The 18577-nt window shown below is 45.1% G+C and carries 14 protein-coding genes; 3 read left to right on the plus strand and 11 right to left on the minus strand.

Annotation, left to right across the window (positions count from 1 at the left end; all coding sequences use genetic code 11):
* Positions 1–22 precede the first annotated feature (22 nt).
* From AAGA51_RS02485 to AAGA51_RS02530, 10 genes are all read right to left on the minus strand, one after another.
* Entirely contained in the window at positions 23–898 is an 876-nt protein-coding gene (locus AAGA51_RS02485) for an N-acetylglucosamine kinase (RefSeq protein WP_042484457.1), read from the minus strand.
* Positions 891–2654: a glycoside hydrolase family 9 protein gene (locus AAGA51_RS02490; protein WP_042484455.1), complete on the minus strand. Its 1764-nt coding sequence runs from the start codon at positions 2652–2654 to the stop codon at positions 891–893. Before AAGA51_RS02490 ends, AAGA51_RS02485 begins: the two co-directional genes overlap by 8 nt.
* 108 nt (positions 2655–2762) lie before the next feature.
* On the minus strand, positions 2763–3758 hold the full coding sequence (locus tag AAGA51_RS02495) for an ABC transporter ATP-binding protein (RefSeq protein ID WP_042484453.1): 996 nt from the start codon (positions 3756–3758) through the stop codon (positions 2763–2765).
* A 51-nt stretch (positions 3759–3809) separates the two neighbouring features.
* Positions 3810–4793, minus strand: coding sequence for an ABC transporter ATP-binding protein (locus AAGA51_RS02500; protein WP_042484450.1), 984 nt, complete (start codon positions 4791–4793; stop codon positions 3810–3812).
* Between the two features lies 1 nt (position 4794).
* On the minus strand, positions 4795–5820 hold the full coding sequence (locus AAGA51_RS02505; RefSeq protein WP_042484447.1) for an ABC transporter permease: 1026 nt from the start codon (positions 5818–5820) through the stop codon (positions 4795–4797).
* A gap of 2 nt (positions 5821–5822) precedes the next feature.
* Complete coding sequence (locus tag AAGA51_RS02510) at positions 5823–6809, minus strand: ABC transporter permease (RefSeq protein WP_042484444.1); 987 nt, start codon at positions 6807–6809, stop codon at positions 5823–5825.
* A 144-nt stretch (positions 6810–6953) separates the two neighbouring features.
* Positions 6954–8624, minus strand: coding sequence for an ABC transporter substrate-binding protein (locus tag AAGA51_RS02515; RefSeq protein WP_042484441.1), 1671 nt, complete (start codon positions 8622–8624; stop codon positions 6954–6956).
* A 795-nt stretch (positions 8625–9419) separates the two neighbouring features.
* Entirely contained in the window at positions 9420–12806 is a 3387-nt protein-coding gene (locus AAGA51_RS02520; protein WP_042484730.1) for a hybrid sensor histidine kinase/response regulator, read from the minus strand.
* A gap of 162 nt (positions 12807–12968) precedes the next feature.
* Positions 12969–13994 (minus strand): 16S rRNA (guanine(1207)-N(2))-methyltransferase RsmC, encoded by a 1026-nt coding sequence (gene rsmC / locus AAGA51_RS02525; protein ID WP_042484439.1) that lies wholly within the window; start codon positions 13992–13994, stop codon positions 12969–12971.
* Between the two features lie 87 nt (positions 13995–14081).
* Positions 14082–15167: an AI-2E family transporter gene (locus tag AAGA51_RS02530; protein WP_042484437.1), complete on the minus strand. Its 1086-nt coding sequence runs from the start codon at positions 15165–15167 to the stop codon at positions 14082–14084.
* A 37-nt stretch (positions 15168–15204) separates the two neighbouring features.
* Between AAGA51_RS02530 and AAGA51_RS02535 the strand changes: the two genes are divergently transcribed.
* A complete protein-coding gene (locus tag AAGA51_RS02535; RefSeq protein ID WP_156102032.1) occupies positions 15205–15363 on the plus strand; it encodes a hypothetical protein in 159 nt (52 codons plus the stop codon).
* 44 nt (positions 15364–15407) lie between these two features.
* Here the strand turns inward: AAGA51_RS02535 and hemL are convergent, their stop codons facing one another.
* Positions 15408–16703: a glutamate-1-semialdehyde 2,1-aminomutase gene (gene hemL / locus AAGA51_RS02540; protein WP_042484433.1), complete on the minus strand. Its 1296-nt coding sequence runs from the start codon at positions 16701–16703 to the stop codon at positions 15408–15410.
* Between the two features lie 292 nt (positions 16704–16995).
* Here hemL and erpA point away from each other — a divergent pair, with 292 nt between their 5' ends.
* Both erpA and AAGA51_RS02550 read left to right on the plus strand, forming a co-directional pair.
* Positions 16996–17337, plus strand: coding sequence for an iron-sulfur cluster insertion protein ErpA (gene erpA, locus AAGA51_RS02545; RefSeq protein WP_042484430.1), 342 nt, complete (start codon positions 16996–16998; stop codon positions 17335–17337).
* Positions 17338–17441: 104 nt separating this feature from the next.
* Entirely contained in the window at positions 17442–18575 is a 1134-nt protein-coding gene (locus AAGA51_RS02550; RefSeq protein ID WP_042484426.1) for an efflux RND transporter periplasmic adaptor subunit, read from the plus strand.
* The last annotated feature ends 2 nt before the right edge of the window (positions 18576–18577 follow it).

Below are 18577 nucleotides of genomic sequence, written 5' to 3' on the forward strand. Positions count from 1 at the left end.
AATTCTCTTAATACAACTTCTTCTAATACAAATTGTGTGCTGGTTTGCCAGCAAACATCAGTGCGCCCTCAATAGCGTCGAACTGAGGTGTAACAATCCATTGTTGAACGGGCGGAGATAGCCAATCCAAAATGCGTTCTGCAATACTGCCCATCAGACAAATTTTCTCTGCACCCTTGCGGTGTAAAGCATTGAGAAACATTTCGATATCTGCAGCGGTTTGTTGAAGAAGCTCAATCGCCAGAGGATCGTGTTGTTGAGCATGAGAAAAAATGGCTGGAGAGAACTGTCCGTAATCACGAGGTAAAGCCGATTTGGACCATTCGACAATCTGGTCTACATCGTTATCAAAGTGCTCCATTACATGCTGACTTAGAGGGGAATGAGGACGAATGCCATCTTGAGTCAGAATGACCTTTTGAATCAGGTTCAGTCCCATCATTGCACCGCTGCCTTGGTCTGAAATTGGAAATTCTCTGCCTCCAACCACATGTTGTTGACCGTCTTTGAGTAAAATTCCACAAGAGCCAGTACCGGCAATCATAATCGCTCCATCATCGCCGTTATGAGCACCGAGACACGCCCCGTAGGCATCAGTGTTCAAGGTGACAGAAGCGAACGGGTGAGGCTGCTGCATAAAAGCAAACCATGCGGACTTTTGTTCCGCTCCCGCTAAAGCAAGGCCGACATGCATTCTGTGTAAATAGGTTTCATCCAAGCCACCTTGTTTTGCGGCAATACGAATGGCTTCAGTGATTGAACGCAACGCAATATCTACACCCAGCAGGATGTTTGCGCTGCCACTTTTGCCTTCACCGATGAGGTTGCCGTCGATGTCACGAATGCGAGCTCGACAAGAGGTACCGCCGCCATCAATGCCTACGAAATAATTAGTCATAGTTTTGCTCCTCTAGCGGAGCAGAGCTGGTTGTTTTGAAGTGTACAAATTGGCTCATAATTGCCATTAAGTACCAAGCTCCGTGTGGGATCCATTGTTCTCCCCAGCGCCAGTTTTGCATCATGTCGTCTTTCTGTTTTTCAGGATTGAACGCAATGCCCTGCGGATCATCAAAACCTGCGGTGATGCCATTGCAGACACCGCCCTTGGCATTGAAAAATCCTAGGTGTGGTAAGTAGTCAGGATTGTTGCGTCCATGCCCGTCGAGCATGCACATGTCGTATGGGTTTAAGCCTGTAACCCAGTTAAGCGAATTTTGTGCAAAGCTGAGCAGCTGGTTTTTTAGTTGTTGGTCTTGTAAGTACGGTTGTACTTGATAAGCCATTGCTGCCAGCGAAGCCAGACGGGCATTTTCGCCCTGCCACCAATAGCCTGATTCGTTGTTTTGTGAAATAAAGAATGCGCTGCGCTTTTCTCCATCGACGTCTTTAACGTATTGACGTGGGTAGCCAAACGGGTTGCAAACGGACTGAGTAATCGTGAGTTCAAACTGACATGCTTGAGCCACGACAGTGCGAACTTTTTCCAAACGCTCTTTGTTCGTTTCAATATCCAGATACTCGCACAAAGCAATGACAGGAAGCCCTGCTTCCGATGCGTGATAGTAGGGACGGCTGCCATCGCTGTTGGCAGACCAGAAACCTAGATGATTTTCATCGTTGTGTTGTCTTGCACACAAGCGTTCAGCCCATGCTTGAGCTTCTTGTAAATACTCTTGTTTTGAACTGCTTGAGCGATACAACTCGCATGCTGCGAGTAGGGCGCAGTATTCATCAATGATGTTCTCTTCACCGTCATTGAGATAGCGGGTATTGCACTTTTTTAAATGCCAATAACCTTTCTCTGCGGCAGCGAGATATTGTTCACGGCTGAATTCGCCATCAATATCGCATCTTGCAGCGGCCGCAAGCGCGGCTATTGCCACTCCGCCACCTTGACGAAAACCGGCTTGATAATCGTTGGATTTGTGACCCTGCTGAGTTTCATAAGCACAGATTTCTCTGCGCTTAATGTCCTTACTCCACTGGTCGAAAATCGTCATATAAAAAAATCCCTCGGAGTGCTGCATACGAACTAAGAAATCAGCACCAAACAACGCCTCTTCCTTAAGGCGAGTGCGAGAAAATGCAGCAAACTCCGAGCGATGGTCTAAAATCGCTAACCCTTTGAATAGGTTCCATACCACAATGGGGGTTTGTTGTGGATTCAAATAGTTAGCGTAAGAAAGGTGACTTAAATATTTGCTAACGTCACCTGAAGCGTCGTACCAGCCACCATGCACATCGGCAGTGGATGATGTGCCTAACAGAGGTACCGACTTATCTTGCTTGTCAAAAATTCCGCCACAGCGTTGTGACTTGAAATAATGCAGCACGTCTGAAAAAGTGCGCTGCATCAGTAGACCCTGAGCAATAGAAAAAACTTCAGATTGCGTACTTTCAGATTGAGAGTTTTCAACACGTAAGTAAAAGCTGCCTTCTCCAGTAAACTGAGAGAAGTCGATACGGTGAAAATATCCGTGATGCCAATTCGCCACTTTACCGTGTCGCTCAATGGTGAGTTGAGCGACAGTCTTATGGCTATAACTGCAAACAAGTTGAGCAAAAGTAGCGTGTAGCTCTGAGGTTCTACTCAAAAGCACTGCCTGCTTTGGTCCCAATGTTTCATAGCCAATGTGGTTGATCAGTAACTGCATTTAGGTCTCCAGTTGCCTTTTGACCAGCACTGCTTAGCAGCGCTGAGCCTTCTTAATACATCAGGTCCGCCCAAGACGAAGGCGAGCCTATTAATTGTTATTAAACGCTTAGTTTTCGTATAAATAGCAACGGACAAAGTGGTTATCCGCCAGTTGGGTTATTGCTGGTAATTGCTCGCGGCACTTGCTGGTGGCATGAGTACAGCGTCCAGCAAACGGGCAGCCAACTGAAGCAGGTGTCCACAACGGGATCTCACCTTTGTTGCCTTTCAGTTTTTCGTGGATCGATTTTTTGGGATCCGGAACCGCTGAAACCAGTAACTGGGTGTAAGGGTGCTGCGGATCGTGAATGATCTGCTCGGTATCTCCCCATTCCACCATGTGACCGACATACATCACGGCCAGATCTTCTGCGATGTAACGAGCGGTGGCGATGTCGTGAGTGATGTAAAGAAGTGACATTTTCTTCTCAAACTTCATCTCTTCCATCAAGTTCAAAACACCAGCACGGATTGATACGTCAAGCATTGAAGTCGGTTCGTCAGCCAGCACAACTTCAGCACCTACAGCAATGTTACGAGCTAAGTTGACACGCTGACGCTGACCGCCTGAAAGCTGGTGCGGGTATTTCGCTGCCGTCTCTTTTGGTGGAATTAATCCCACCTGTTCCAACAGGTCATACACACGTTCCTGAAGCTCTTTCTTATTGCCTGATTTCACTTTCTTATGAATCAAAAGTGGGCGGGCAATATGGTGGAAAATGGTATGAGTCGGGTTTAGCGAGCCAAACGGATCTTGCCAAACCATTTGTATGCCTTCGCGGTAATGCATCAGATCAGAACGAGATTTGATCTCTTGAATGTCACGACCTTTGTACTCAATGTTGCCTGAAGTCGGAGCGTACATTTTGGCGATCATTTTAGCGGTAGTGGATTTACCAGAACCGGATTCGCCAACCACGGAAAGCCCACGGCTTTTGTACATCTTGAATGACACGTCGTTGATAGCTCGCATCATTGGTTGCTTTAATGTGTTGCTGTTGATCGGGAAGTCTTTAACCAGATTCTTCCCTTCAATTAATAGATTTTCGTTTTGAATATTCATATTTCTTTCCACCCCTAACTTTTCGAATAGCGTTGCTGTACACGTCTCAAGCTATAGCTTTACCTGAGCAATCGGCTCACCATAGAGGTGGCAATTGGAAAAGCGTCCCAGCTCTATTTGACGCAGCTGAGTTGGTACTTTGGTACAGGTTTCATGGACACGGTCACAACGAGCCTGAAAACGACAACCTTGCGGAATTTCAAGTAAGTTCAGAGGGTTACCCGGAATTCCCGTAAGTTTAGTTTTTGGCCCCGTTAGTGGTGGAAATGAGCTTCCCAGACCTTTGGTGTAAGGATGGAATGGGCTTTGTAGAATCTCTTTTGAAGGCGCAACTTCAATCAGTTCACCGGAATACATGATGCCAATGCGGTCTGAGAACTCGACCATCAGTGACAAGTCATGAGTGATAAACAAAATAGAGAAGCCGAACTCTTCTTTTAGTGCGTAGATTTTTTGCAGAATTTCACGCTGAACCACCACATCAAGCGCTGTGGTTGGCTCATCCATAATGATCATTTTCGGATTAAGCGCTAACGCAATCGCAATCACCAGACGCTGACGCATACCACCAGAAAATTGGTGTGGGTAGTCGTTCAAGCGACTCGGGTGAATATCCACAATTTCCAACAAGCCTTCAGCGCGGCGTTTAGCCTGCTCTCTGGTCAAATTGGTATGGCGCATAATCACGTCACAGAACTGCTCTTCCATGGTGAGAACAGGGTTGAGAGCATTCATTGCACTTTGGAAGACCATCGACATTTGGCTCCAGCGAAATGACTGCATTTTTTCGTCGCTGTATTGAAGAATGTCTTCGCCATTGAAGATCACTTCGCCACCAGTAATAAACGCAGGCGGCTTATGTAGGCGCATCAGCGAGAAGGCGACGGTTGATTTACCACAACCAGATTCACCCGCTAAGCCAAACACTTCGCCCGGTGCGATATCAAAGCTGACGTTGTTACAGGCGCGAACATCGCCTGCATCAGTAATGTAGTCCACGCATAAGTTGCGGATTGAGATAAGTGGTGCTGTCATGTTATTTGTCTCCGCTCCATAGTGCATTTTGAGGTGGTAGGTTAGGCTCACGCTGCGATTTGTCTTGTTGAGCGAGTTTCTTCCAACGCTTCATCCCTTTATGAGAACGCAATTGTGGGTTAGCGATTTCGTCTACCGCGAAGTTAAGCAGTGCCAGACCAGTGACGAGTAACGTCAGTGATAAACATGGAGCTAACAGTTCCCACCAAGCGCCAACCAACATAGATGAAGAGGTTTGCACGTTGTAAAGCATGATGCCCCAACTGATGGTGTTCGGATCACCCAGACCGAGGAAGGAGATAGTGGCTTCCATCATCACTGCGTACATTACTGAGCCGATAAAGCTTGCGCCGACAATAGAGATAAGGTTTGGCAGGATTTCAACGAAGATAATGCGCCATGAACTCTCACCTAATACTTCAGCCGCTTTTACAAACTCTTTTTCACGCAGTGCAAGTGTCTGAGCTCGCACAACTCGGGCACCCCATGCCCAGGAGGTACACCCGATAATGAGGGAAATGGTCAGTGGGCCAGCTTCACCAATGAAAGCGGCAACCACGAACAACAGTGGGTACTGAGGGATAACCAACATGATATTCATTGCTGCGGTTAAGAAGTCATCCACCTTGCCACCGAAGTAGCCCGCTGAAACACCAATGATGGTTGCCAAGAAACAAACGGTGATACCTGCACCGAAACCTACTGCTAGAGATACGCGTGCGCCGTAAGCAACTTGTGACCAAACATCGCGTCCCATGCGTGTTGTACCTAGTGTGTGATCCGCTTTCTTTGACATAGTCAGAGTTCGTCTGTCTGTCGCCAAATTTTCAGCAACCCAGCCATTTGGGTCACTTTTGGCAGCTTTTACAATAAACGACGGGTATTCATGTGGGTTGCCAGTTCGTTTATCTGGTGCGTGTTTCGTGATCAGCGGTGCAGCAAGTGCGATGAACAAGAATACAGAGAGAATCGCGACACCTATCATGGCGACTCGGTTGCCTGATAACAGTTTCCAAAGTGCTTTCATGATTATTTACCTCCCTTACGTAGACGAGGGTCGAGTACGACATACAGCATGTCTGCGAGCAGGTTAAAGAACAGCATAAACAGAGTCATGATAAGAAGTTGGCCTTGTAGAACTTGGTAGTCACGAGATGTAATAGCGTTAAACAGAACCGTACCAAGACCTGGGTAGTTGAAAATGATTTCGATAATGAGCTGACCACCGATAGCCATACCTAGTGACATTGAAAGCGCAGTGACACTTGGCAGTAATGCGTTACGAGCTGCGTAGTTGAATACAACGCGGTTTTCACTCAAGCCTTTGCCTTTCGCCATCGTGATGTAGTCTTCAGCAAGCAGGTTAATCATGTTGTTACGCATGTTGACCAAGAAACCGCCGATTTGAACGATAGAGGCACAGATAAGTGGCAATACTGCGTGGTAACCGACATCTTTAATAAATGTCCAGCTTGTCCAGTCAGGCATGGTACCGGCTGTGTATGCGTAACCCGTTGGGAACCATTTCAAGCCGATAGCAAAAATGAACATGGCAAGCATGGCGATAACCACTTGAGGAACCGCTTGAATAACCAGCATACCCGGAGTGATGAAGGTGTCGTAACGGCTACCGCGTTTCCACGCAGCAAAGATGCCGAGAATTGAGCCGATTGAGAAAGAGATAATGACGGCAGTACCGGCAAGGAAAAGTGACCAGCCAAATGCACCACTTAAAAGATCATTAACGCTCAAAGGGTAGAACTTAATTGAAGTACCCAGCTCCCAGCTAAAGATACTTTTCATGTATACGGCATATTCCACGTACCAAGGTCCGCCGACGAAGCCTAGTAGCTCCTTCATTGCGGCGATACGCTCAGGTGTTACCTGTGTTGTTGCGTTAGCAAACATCATGGTAACTGGGTCACCAGGCATTGCTCGTGGAATAATGAAATTGATGGTGGCTGCAACGAGCAGCGCGGCAAAATAAAATGACAAACGTCTTAAAAAATAACCCATAACTTACACCTTACTCACCCGATATTTGTTTACGTGCTAGCGAAATTTAGAGCGAGAAATCCCCTGACGCATGGCGCCATCTGTTTTTCAAATAGTGGGGATTTAAATAGGCGGCGCACGAAGTACGCCGCAAAGAACTAACGTTTACTTAACTGGTTTTAGGTCCAGTACGTGAAGTAGACGTTCTGGGATACCAGCCCATACGCTTGGACGACCTTTCGGGTTGTCTTCGCTCCACCAACCAGTGAATCGAGTGGTGTTGTACTGGTACATCCAAGCGCCTGACAATACAGGGATAGTAACTTGGTTTTCAGCGATGATTTTCTGAATACCGTGAGCAATTTGTACCTGCTCGTTCTTATCTGCTGTTTTGTAGAAGCTATCTAGTAGACCGTCTAGCTTGTCGTTTTTGTAGAAGTGCATTGCGAAGCGAGGCATACCTTCACCACCTTGAAGTGCTGAGTGATATGCACTGTTCCAGTATAGGTAAGGGTCAGCACCGTGGAAGTAGTTTGTGTATGCTACGTCGTAAGTACCTTTCAGCATTGCTTCGTTGTAAACAGCAAACTCAGGAGTACGAGCTTTCGCTTGGATACCCACTTCATTAAGCTGTTCTACTGCAAGTTGAACTGTGTTGTTGAAGTCAGTCCAACCGTTTGGAGATTGAATCAGTAACTCAAAAGATTTACCTGAAGGCGTGTCGACGAAGCCGTCACCGTTCACATCTTTAAAGCCTGCTTTAGCTAGAAGTGCTTTTGCACCTTCAGCATTGTAAGTGTTAAAGCCTTTGTACTTGCTGTGTACTTCTTCATCAGACCAAGCTTCAAATGCATAACCTAAACCAGACGCGAAGTCGTTCACTGTACCGCCACCGTAGAACGCGATGTCGATAATGGTTTGACGGTCAATCGCCATGGAGAATGCGCGACGGAAATCTACATTGTTCAGAGCTTCTTGTTTTGCTGGATCTGGGTTTTTGAAGTTAACCACAAACGCTTGAGTACCAGATGCTGGGTACCAGTAGTGGTGGTTAGGGCTTGCTGCTGCGTAAGTACGGTCAATGTCAGGAATGAATGATGAAGTCCAATCCAGCTCAGAGTTCACGACTTTACCTAATAGCTGATCGTTGTTTGCGATTTGTGGAACGCGTAAACAGTCAACTTCTAGGTTTGCTGCATCCCAGTAGTTAGGGTTACGGCACTGAATGTAAAGTTGCGGAGTGAAGGTGTCGATTTCAGTAAACGGACCAGTACCAACAGGGTTTTCATTGGTGAAAGTGGTAGGTTCTTTGACATCTTTCCAGATGTGCTCAGCTACGATTGGAACAAGCGAAATTTCGTATGGTACGTTTGAGTTCGCTTCAGTCAGTTCGAAGCGTACGGTGTATTCATTTACTCTCTCTACACTCTTAACCCATTTGTTGATACCGCGTTGGTCAAGCTCAGGTTTATTCTTCAGTAATTGGTAAGAAAATAGGATGTCATCTGCAGTAAACGCTTGGCCATCAGACCATTTCACGCCTTTACGAACGTTAAATGTCACGCTCATTAGGTCGTCAGCCATTTTGTAGCTTTCTGCAAGACGCATCACAGGAGTGTTGCCTTTCATCTCGTTGAAAACCACTAATGGCTCATAGATGAAATCTGTGGTTGTACGTAGGTTTGTTGCTAAGTACGGGTTGAAGTTACGAACCATAGTTGGGTAGAAATCAGGTACTATGGTTAGCTCACTGCGTGCTAGGGCAGGAGCTGAGACGCTAATTGCTCCAGCGATAACGGCTGTTGCGAGTGCTGTCTTTTTAATATTGGCAAGCATAGCTGTTCCTTACTGTTTGCTTCATTTCACGAATGGATATGAATGTCATCATGGGATGAACAATTTCCAAAGGTTTACCTCATATTGAGTTCCACCAGCGGAGGAGCAGGGGGAATATGAGTGGCCTGTAAACCGTTGGCTGAGGTAAGAAAACACTTTGTACGAACATTTAGCAATTCCATTTCTCGTTAAAAACGTCAAAACTCATCCATTCTCCGTCATTAACGTCAAAACTTGTTATGGTTGATGATGTTTTAACCGTTTAATGTCAGTGGTAAAAACTTCTTTGCTGTGTGTTTTTTGCTCATTAGTTAGTGGTTGCTTACTTTTGGTTTCCTGTTTTGATTGGTTTTGGTTTTATTTTCAATAAAGTGAGATTATTGTCACTACCGCTTTCCTCCGTTAATTTGTCTGTGTAAATTAATTCTGGCGAATTGTTGTGATTCAAATCCCACAGCCAAACAATTTCTTCTTTTTTAGCTAATGATAGGGGCTTTCTGGGGCTGGAAGTGGATTAATTCTAACGACAATAACTAAAAATAAATGCATTAATTTTCTTCGTAAATTAACTTAAGTGAAACGTGTCTACAGCATGGTTAAGTTTGAACTCTAGGTTACTGATATGAAGTCTGGAGTGCCTCTAAAGAACGCTGATGGTCGCTTTTGTAGTGAAGTCCTCTAGCTAAGAGTCTTACCGAAGAGGGTGAGAATGGGTGGGACGTGTTTTAATTAACACGTATAAAAAAGCCCACGTTAGTGGGCTATTAGAGTTGATGATTATCGCTGCTAATGGTGTTACATAGCAGCGATAAGTTTCTGCAACTTGTTACGCAGGGCTTCAAGGTGAGTGCGCTCTGACCCCTGCTCATTGTGATGCTCAAGGATGTAATCGAGCGAGTTTAGTACGGTACGCCAGCGTGGGGTTTTCGGCAGCGTTTCGATACGCAGATACTTGTCGAGTGTACGTGTTTGTAATGTACTTCTGTCCAAGTAAACACGCCACAGTCCGCTTTGTTCTGCAAAAGTGAACTTGGTTTGGCCGGGAGCTTTCTCCCAGTAGTTGAGTGCGCTTGTCATCGCATCAACAAGCACTGCACGCATAAGCTCTTGCTTGGATTGATTGTCGCCTTCGGCTTTATCTGCAATTCTGGTAAACTCTCCGCCTAACTCTTTAAGTTGCTGCAGTCTTTCTTTATCGCCACTAAACGCATAACTCGATAGGGCATCAACCGCTGTTTCTAGGTTATGTATTCTTTGTGCGCTCTGAGCACCGCCAATATTTAAAATATAAATCGCCTGCATACCAGAGCCTTTAGGGAGCTTTAGAATATCCGCTGGTAAATGAAGGCGTGAATCACCAACAAAAATATCGACTTCGCCACAATAGTGTTCTTGAGTAATATTGAGATGTTTATGGGAAAACAGCTCTTCAGCACTAGAACGTTTCAGCTGCTCTTGTGTGCGCTTAAACAGTCTGGATGCCGCTTGGTTAGCGAACAGAACTTTATTGTTTTCTTTGAGGCACACAATGGCTTCTGGTGCAGATTCTAACTGTTCCAGCAATCGTTCTTGTGTTTCGAGTAAATCAGCTTCGACGACATTTCTCTGCTTGAGTTCGTTTTGCAACTCAAGATTTTCCAATCGCCGTTGTTCTGCCTGACTTGCGGCCATATGAGCATGAATCCTAGCTGCTAACTCTTTTTTATTGAACGGTTTTGACAGATAGTCATTCGCGCCAGCGGCAAAGCCTCTCAAGCGATCTTCTGTTTGATTCAGCGCAGTAAGCATGATGATAGGTAAATCGGTGAGGCTGTATTTTTCTCTTAGCTTTTCACACACTTGGTAACCACTCATGCCCGGCATCATGATATCGAGCAGCAGTAGCTCTGGCTTTTCGTTCTCAACGGCCCTTAGCACTTCGTTACCATCAGCAACGGTACGTACGCGATAACCTTCCAAGCGTAAGAAGCTGTCCAGAATTCGCAGGTTTACAGGTTCGTCATCGGCAACCAGCAGTAACGGTCCGTCACTGTTCTCCGGCAAATTGCTGGTATCGGGCAGCTCAACCTCTCCAACTTCAAGTACTTGGTAGTGAGGCTGTTCAGTCAGTCTCGCGCGCTCAATATCTTCTGCCGAAGCAATAGGCAGCGTGAAGCTGAATGTTGTACCAACCAGCGGTTGGCTGCTGACATAAAGAGTGCCGTTCATCAGTTCAATCAGTTGTCGGCTAATCGATAAGCCTAAACCTGAACCTTGGCGATAGCGGTTAGTTTCTACGGTTCCTTGGATGAGCGGTTCAAAGATATGTTCCAACTGCTCGGCGGGAATGCCTTGACCGGTATCGACAACTTGGACGCGAACCTGATCATCAATTTGAGAAGCAGAGATAACAATCTTACCTTCCGACGTATATTTGATCGCGTTACCAATCAGGTTATACAGCACTTGCTCTAAACGCTGCGGATCTGCGGAAACCCAGAACTGATTGTCTGAAATTTGATTGATGATTCTTATAGGCTTCTTACCCAACAGGTGGTTAGAGAGTTCTAACACCAAGCGCGTTGAGCTGGACAGATCAACCGCATCACACTGAATATCCAAGTCGCCATAACGCATCTTATGGTAGTCGAGTAAGTTATCGACCAGTCGAGCAAGGCGTTGTCCACTGGTGGCAATAATATCCAACTGATATTTGTGATCAGAAGTAATAGGACCGTTAGCGCCGGATATTAAGGCTTCTGCAATACCAATCATGCCGTGCAGAGGAGTTCTCAGCTCGTGAGAGGTTGTGGCCAGAAATTCATCTTTCAGCTTGTTCGCAAGTTGCAGTTCATCGTTTTGTTTTCTAATGATTTGGATGTTTTTTTCCAATTCACTGTTTTGCGATTTGATGAGTTGGATTTTTTCACGGATAGAACGCTGCATACGTTCAAAGCTCACCGCAAGACGACCAATCTCATCTTTACGATCGGTATTAATCATACTTTCATCGAGATCTCCAGCGGATGCTCGTTCAGCTGCCCACGTTAGTCTTAACAGTGGTGAAGTAATGAAGTTTGAAAGCATGTGTGACGCGATAACCACTAGCACGATGGCGGTCAGCATGGCAAAAATGAACAGTTTTTCTAACTGGTTTACGCGCGCAAAAGCCTCTTTTTCGGGCAGTTCTACGACAATAGCCCAATGTGTGCTGTTTAGGTTGATCGGAGCATAAGCTGCGATATTTTTTTCACCAACGGCGTCAGTGTAGGTACCTACTTCTTTCTTGCCAGATAAGGCTAAATTTATGACTTCACGACTTTTATCTATATCGTCTTGTAGGTAAGAAAGCGTTCGGGAGCGGTGATCTGGCCCGACAAGAAGCGTCTGCATTGGTGAGTTGTTGCTATCAGCGATGAGTTTGGTGATTCCCTTGTTTGGCAGGCGGAACATCGCATAGCTGTGTAGATAACCTTGTTGAATGATCGGTGCGCCAAACCAGGCGTATTGTTGTCCGTTTTCCTCAACAAAATCGGAAAGAATGACAGGGGTAAAATCTTCGTTGTTTTTTCTCTGTTCGGAAACAGTTTCTTCTAAGCGCTGAAAGGTCTGACCTAAGTTCGCGTCTTTGAATTTTCCGCTAAACAGGTTGGTACCGTACTCTTCGTTTTTATTGATTGAGTAAGTGATATTCCCTTGTAAATCGACCAATAAAATATCATCAAAATCAGAGCGTTTGAGCAGTTCCATGTATGCCCAGTGATAGCGTTTATGCAAAAGGCGGTAACGCTCACTTCCGACATAGCTGCTGGATTGAGGTAACACCGACGTTTTGACCTGATCTCCGGAACCTAAGATATAGCGCTGTTGAGCGTTCTCTCTGGCTTGTTCTATGTTTTCGCCCAAACGTGTAAAAGCATTGACTAGGCCATAAAATCGTCCACCACTGGCATAGGCGAGTTCTGAGCGGACAAAACCCATCACCTCAGACTCTTTGGCGCTGAGGTAGTCGATAACTTGTTGTTGTTTGGTGTCCCGAACTGACAGCAGGTGGGAGGTACTTTGTTCTTGAAGATCGTCAATATGAGACTTCAAGAAGAAAATAGCTGTGACAGTCAGAGGAGTAATGCTGAGAACCAGAAAGGCCAGCATCAAGGTGTTTTGTAAGCGTTTAAACTTTTGCCTGCGATAAAACCTGAACATATCAAAGAGAATTCTTTCAATGAAACTTGCAGGAAAACCTGCAAGTTGTGTGATTGAGTAAAAACGGGTTACGCAGAAGTTAACAAGTTTTTTTTCTTTGACAAGTAAGTCCCACTTAAAGCGTGGACATAGGCTCATTTTTAACTAAATTATCACCAAGTGTTAGGATTTTTTTGCGTGATAAATAGAGAATTTGCTGGTCTTATTTAACGTCTCGCAATTACCTAGCGACTGTTCAATAATCGGCGGGTATTTCAAGAAACTATTGGCCACTACGAACAGTTCACCATTAGCGGTTAAATAGCCTGGTGCTTTTTCTAATAAGGTTTCCGTTGCGTTATAGCTGGTGTCTAAGCCGGCATGGAACGGAGGGTTAGTGACGATGAAGTTATAGTCTGTCGCGGTATCTGAGTAGATATCTGATGCGAATACACGGCCAGATAATTGATTGGCTTTCAGTGTTTCTTCACTTGAGCGTACAGCCAACGCACTGATATCACACATTTCCAGCTGAATATCCCTGTTCAGTGTCGCCATCACGCAGCCAAGAACACCGGCGCCACAACCAAAATCAAGCACTTTACCACTAAGCTTAGGCAAACTATCGAGCAGTAATCGACTGCCTAAATCAAACTCACCATGGCTAAATACGCCAGGCAAACTACGAATGGTAAGTTCATGTTCTTGATATTGAACGGTATAAGACTTGAACCAATCTTCGATCTGGAAAGCTTTTGGCTGTTCTAAACATTGACCCCAATAGAAAGAGCAACGGCGGGCTGAATCGAACTTTGTCACACTGCCATAGTCTGCAAACATCTTTTCGATGCTTTTTACACCAGAGCGGTTTTCACCAACCACCACGATCTCTGTGTTGACCCCAAGTTTTGCCATCAACATAGCGAGCAGATATTCCGCTTCCATCTTTGCTTTTGGCCAGTAGAGAAGCACCATATCTGCATCGATATCGCCTTCTAGCTCGGCACCAAAATGGACGCTAATCGCTGACTTTGATTTAAGCTGACGGTAGTAGCCATAGTTGGTGGTAAACACAGAAACGGAAACACAGTGTTTGGCAAGTTCGACAGGAAACAGATCTTCGGCTTCACCCGCTACGAGTACTTTTTTATTCTCAAAGTACGCAAGCTGGCGTTGAGCAATTTGGCTTGGGGTAATGTAATTAGACATTTAGAGCCTGTTATCTTTTAGGTTCAATTAAGCTAGGTTCAATTTTGGAGCCGATTCTCGCATAGTCGGCTCCAAGCATGAAGCTTTTTAGCTGTTGTCTTGGTTATCGAGGAAGTTATGGAACTCTTCTTCGTAAATGTTAAACAGTACGATGGCAATCGCGAAGATCAGAGGACCATAGATAAGGCCAATTAAACCAAACAGCTGAATACCACCCAGTAGCGAGAAGAAGATCATCAGGGTGTTCATTCCTGCACTGCCTTGCATCAGGAAAGGTCTGAGCAAGTTGTCGATAGAGCCAACAATAGCCACGCTCCATACGGTAAGGAAGATAGCCCAAGTTGTCTCACCCGTGAGGAATAGATACGTCGCGGTTGGGATCCAGATAAGCGCGGTACCGACAACAGGAATAAACGACGCAAAACCCATCATGGTTCCCCAGAACAATCCAGGAAAGCCTGCTAACCACATACCAATACCACCAGCAACGCCCTGAGCGATCGCCGTAAGGAAAGATCCCATCACTGCTGATTTGGACACGCTTTCAATCTCATCCAATAAGCGGTCTTCTTGGCTACGAGACAACGGCAATATATGACGAATAGTTGAGATGATCTTTTCTCTGTCTCTTAGCAAGAAGAACAGAACAAATAGCATCAAGAAGAAGCTCATAATAAAACTTGTCGCATCACCTAATATCTTGGCGCTGATGCCAACCAGATTAGTGCCAAAGCTGGTGGCGAATTGTGCAATTTTCTGTGCAATTTGTTGTGGGTTAATACCATCAAAAGGTAAATACTGATTAGCTAAAGCTAATCCTTTTACCACCCAAGGATGGTTAAACAGAGTCTGAATGCCGCCATGGGTTACCCACTGATAAACGTTCTGAGAAAACTTAGATCCTTGCTGAACGATCGCCGCAAATACGAAAAGCAGCGGAATGACAATAATAAATGTCAGAATAATGCAGGAGAGCAATGATGAGATGTTTCTATGAGTGGGCATCATGTTGTCTAGTTTTTCATGCAGAGGAATCATAAGCATGGAAATAATGAATGCCATAACAATCGAATTGATATACGGTTCTACGAGTAAGTAGCAGGCGAAACCAGCGACGAGTAGGGCAATAACAAGAACCCAATGACTGGATGAAATTTTGATTTTTTCTGGCACTTTTGGCTGTCCTTGGAATCAAATAAGTATGTTTATAATGGCTGTAATTCAGTCGGTTAGCAATGAAGAGGGTTATATGGGATGTTGCAATGATGAGAAGTGTTGCGAAACTAAGAATGTAAAACGTCGCAGAATTTCATGGATCGGCGTTGTTGTTGCCGTACTAGTTGTACTAGTTATTGCCAACTGGAAATAAAATAAGGCTGCCAAAGCAGCCTTATTGTTCAAACTGGTTGTACGTTATTTTGCTTCAGCGGCAATAATCGCTAAACATCGATCCGCTGCTTCAAGTGTCGCTTCAATTTCTCTTGAACCGTGAGCCAGAGAAGTAAAGCTTGCTTCAAATGCCGACGGCGCAAGGTAAACACCTTTATCCAGCATTAAGTGGAAGAAGCGCTTAAAGCGTTCGATATCACATTTGGTCACGTCTTCGTAGCAGGTAATGCTTTCCTGCTCAGTGAAGAAGAAGCCAAACATACCGCCCACTTGGTTCACGACCATTGGGACACCATGTTTATCTGCAAGGTATTTAAAACCGTCAGCTAATTGCTTAGTTTTAAATGCAAGACGTTTCTCGTTACCTTCTTCTTTCAGAAGACTCAGACACGCAAGGCCCGCAGCCATCGCTACTGGGTTTCCTGACAATGTACCAGCTTGGTATACAGGGCCTGTTGGTGCGATAAATTGCATGACATCTTTACGGCCACCAAATGCGCCGACAGGCATACCGCCGCCAATCACTTTACCTAATGTTGTTAAGTCTGGCTTGATATTGTAATGAGCTTGAGCGCCGCCTAGTGCAACGCGGAAGCCAGTCATCACTTCATCAAAAATCAACAATGCGCCTTCTTGGTCACAGATCTCACGTAGACCTTCGTGGAAGCCTTCCACTGGTGGAATACAGTTCATGTTGCCTGCAACAGGTTCAACGATGATACATGCAATTTCACCTTTATTTGCAGCGAACAGTTCACGCACTGATTCAAGATCATTAAAGCGTGCTGTTAATGTGTGTTTTGCAAAATCAGCAGGTACGCCAGGGGAGCTTGGTTGACCCAGCGTCAAGGCACCTGAACCTGCTTTTACTAATAAGCTGTCAGCATGACCGTGGTAACAACCTTCAAACTTGATGATCTTGTCACGACCAGTGAAACCACGCGCTAGGCGAATTGCACTCATGGTCGCTTCTGTACCAGAGCTCACCATACGTAGCTGTTCCATTGAAGGAACTAACTCAGACACTAGCTCAGCCATCGTGATTTCGATTTCAGTCGGAGCGCCGAAACTCAAACCACGGTTTGCCGCGTTGATCACTGCTTCGCGGATAACGGCGTGGTTATGACCAAGAATCATAGGTCCCCAAGAACCTACATAATCAATGTATGCTTTACCATCAGCATCAAAGATGAATGCGCCGTCTGCTCGCTCAATAAAAATTGGAGAGCCACCAACGCCGTTAAACGCACGAACAGGAGAGTTAACGCCGCCAGGAATCTTTGATTGAGCTTTGTTATAGAGATCAGCTGATTTGGTCATGGAATCTTCCTCTTTATTATGTCTCGGACCAAGTTGCTGTGCATTGTACGCTTGTGAGTGCAGAGGTGAAACGTTTTAACTAAATTTCTGACCCTTCTCACTGAGTTATCTAGTTTAATCAGCAAAAATGGAGCTCATCATTTCTGAAGACTCTGAACTAAGTATCGGTGAATACTTGAACGTATAGGTCAGGTATTAGATAATCGCCGCATTATCAAAAAAGAGTCATGTCCATCAGATTGATCTAGTGAATAATATCTGGTGTACATTTACGCGACTGAGAGAGGTCATTGTGAGTGATGTAAATGTACCGTTATCCTTTTCGGATGCAGCAGCAACACGTGTTAGAGCGTTGATTGCTGAAGAAGAAAACCCGGCACTGAAACTACGTGTGTATATTACAGGTGGTGGTTGTAGTGGCTTCCAATACGGATTCACATTTGACGAGAATGTAAATGATGGAGACACCACAATCGAAAATAGCGGAGTAACCCTAGTGGTTGACCCTATGAGTCTGCAATATCTGATTGGCGGAGTGGTTGATTATACGGAAGGGCTAGAAGGTTCTCGCTTTTTTGTAAACAATCCAAACGCAACAACCACATGTGGTTGCGGTGCATCGTTTAGTGTTTAACTAATGATGTAGAGTGAATTAGCTATCTAAATGAAATTTCAGCTGATTCACTCTCCTTGCATATTTAAGTTGTTGTGCAGGGACATATATATAAAGGATTGTCCATGTCTCATGTCTCATTGAGAAGCTTACTTGGGGGGCGACATTTTACACAAAAGCCCTGGCTCGTTTCTTTCATTCTTATCATATTGTTAACCCTCTGGCTGAGTCTTGGTTCACTTAACGCACAAGAGCAAGCACCAGAAAAATCTGCAGATACTATCCCACTTGCTAAAGTGATGTATCAAACCTTCCATGCTGAACCAACAGAAAAGAAAATCGATCTTTACGGCCGCACCGCGCCTGATAAGCAAGCTCGATTATCTGCGGAAATCGCAGGCAAGATCTTACTCACTAAAATCGACAAAGGTGACAAAGTCTCTAAAGGGCAAGTAATTGCGCTTATTGATCAAGGTGATTTGCAATCTCAGCTTGATCGAGCAAAGGCTGTGTTGTCGGTAAAACGTCAAGAGTTCAAAGCGGCAGAGTCGCTTAAAAATCGTGGATTGCAGGGCGAAATCGCTTATACAAACGCTCTTGCAGAACTTACCGATGCAAAATCCAGTGTGAAAACGGTCGAAATGCACTTGGCGCACACTTCAATTGTTGCACCTTTCGATGGTGTGGTTGAAAACTTGTTTATTGAACAGGGCGATTTCGTTGGGGTTGGCGACCCAGTAGCAACCTTGATTGATCTTAATAAATTGGTGATAGAAGCGAATGTAAGTGAACGCCACATTCAGAGCATTACTAAAGGTCAACCAGCAACCATTCACTTTATTCAAGGTTCTCAAACTCAGGGAACCGTGCGTTATTTATCTCAGCTTTCTTCTCCTTCAACTAATACTTTTGCTATTGAGGTGGAAGTGCCTAATCCGAATCAGCAGATCCCTGCAGGGGTAAGCACTCAAGTTGAATTGAATTTAGAAACGCAAATGGCAGTGAAAATTACTCCAGCCATGCTTGCGCTTGATGATCAAGGAAACTTAGGGGTGAAAACCTTGGTTGAAGACAGGGTTCATTTCGTTCCTATTCAACTGGTCAAAGCGGAGCAAGACGGTGTTTGGCTAACGGGCTTAGGCGAAGAAGTTAACATCATTACTCGTGGTCAAGGTTTTGTGCGTGATGGTGATAAAGTCGCAGCGGTTAAGCACACAACAGATATAGAAACCCAACCGTTACAGGGCAGTAAGCCTTAGGA

The organism is Vibrio diazotrophicus, assembly GCF_038452265.1.
In the GTDB taxonomy this organism is placed as follows: domain Bacteria; phylum Pseudomonadota; class Gammaproteobacteria; order Enterobacterales; family Vibrionaceae; genus Vibrio; species Vibrio diazotrophicus.

Bases quoted from the DNA above. Each gene is read 5' to 3' on its own strand.
- AAGA51_RS02485 (WP_042484457.1), bottom strand. From the start codon at position 898: ATGACTAATTATTTCGTAGGCATTGATGGCGGCGGTACCTCTTGTCGA.
- AAGA51_RS02490 (WP_042484455.1), bottom strand. From the start codon at position 2,654: ATGCAGTTACTGATCAACCACATTGGCTATGAAACATTGGGACCAAAG.
- AAGA51_RS02495 (WP_042484453.1), bottom strand. From the start codon at position 3,758: ATGAATATTCAAAACGAAAATCTATTAATTGAAGGGAAGAATCTGGTT.
- AAGA51_RS02500 (WP_042484450.1), bottom strand. From the start codon at position 4,793: ATGACAGCACCACTTATCTCAATCCGCAACTTATGCGTGGACTACATT.
- AAGA51_RS02505 (WP_042484447.1), bottom strand. From the start codon at position 5,820: ATGAAAGCACTTTGGAAACTGTTATCAGGCAACCGAGTCGCCATGATA.
- AAGA51_RS02510 (WP_042484444.1), bottom strand. From the start codon at position 6,809: ATGGGTTATTTTTTAAGACGTTTGTCATTTTATTTTGCCGCGCTGCTC.
- AAGA51_RS02515 (WP_042484441.1), bottom strand. From the start codon at position 8,624: ATGCTTGCCAATATTAAAAAGACAGCACTCGCAACAGCCGTTATCGCT.
- AAGA51_RS02520 (WP_042484730.1), bottom strand. From the start codon at position 12,806: ATGTTCAGGTTTTATCGCAGGCAAAAGTTTAAACGCTTACAAAACACC.
- rsmC (WP_042484439.1), bottom strand. From the start codon at position 13,994: ATGTCTAATTACATTACCCCAAGCCAAATTGCTCAACGCCAGCTTGCG.
- AAGA51_RS02535 (WP_156102032.1), top strand. From the start codon at position 15,205: ATGGCTGTAATTCAGTCGGTTAGCAATGAAGAGGGTTATATGGGATGT.
- hemL (WP_042484433.1), bottom strand. From the start codon at position 16,703: ATGACCAAATCAGCTGATCTCTATAACAAAGCTCAATCAAAGATTCCT.
- AAGA51_RS02550 (WP_042484426.1), top strand. From the start codon at position 17,442: ATGTCTCATGTCTCATTGAGAAGCTTACTTGGGGGGCGACATTTTACA.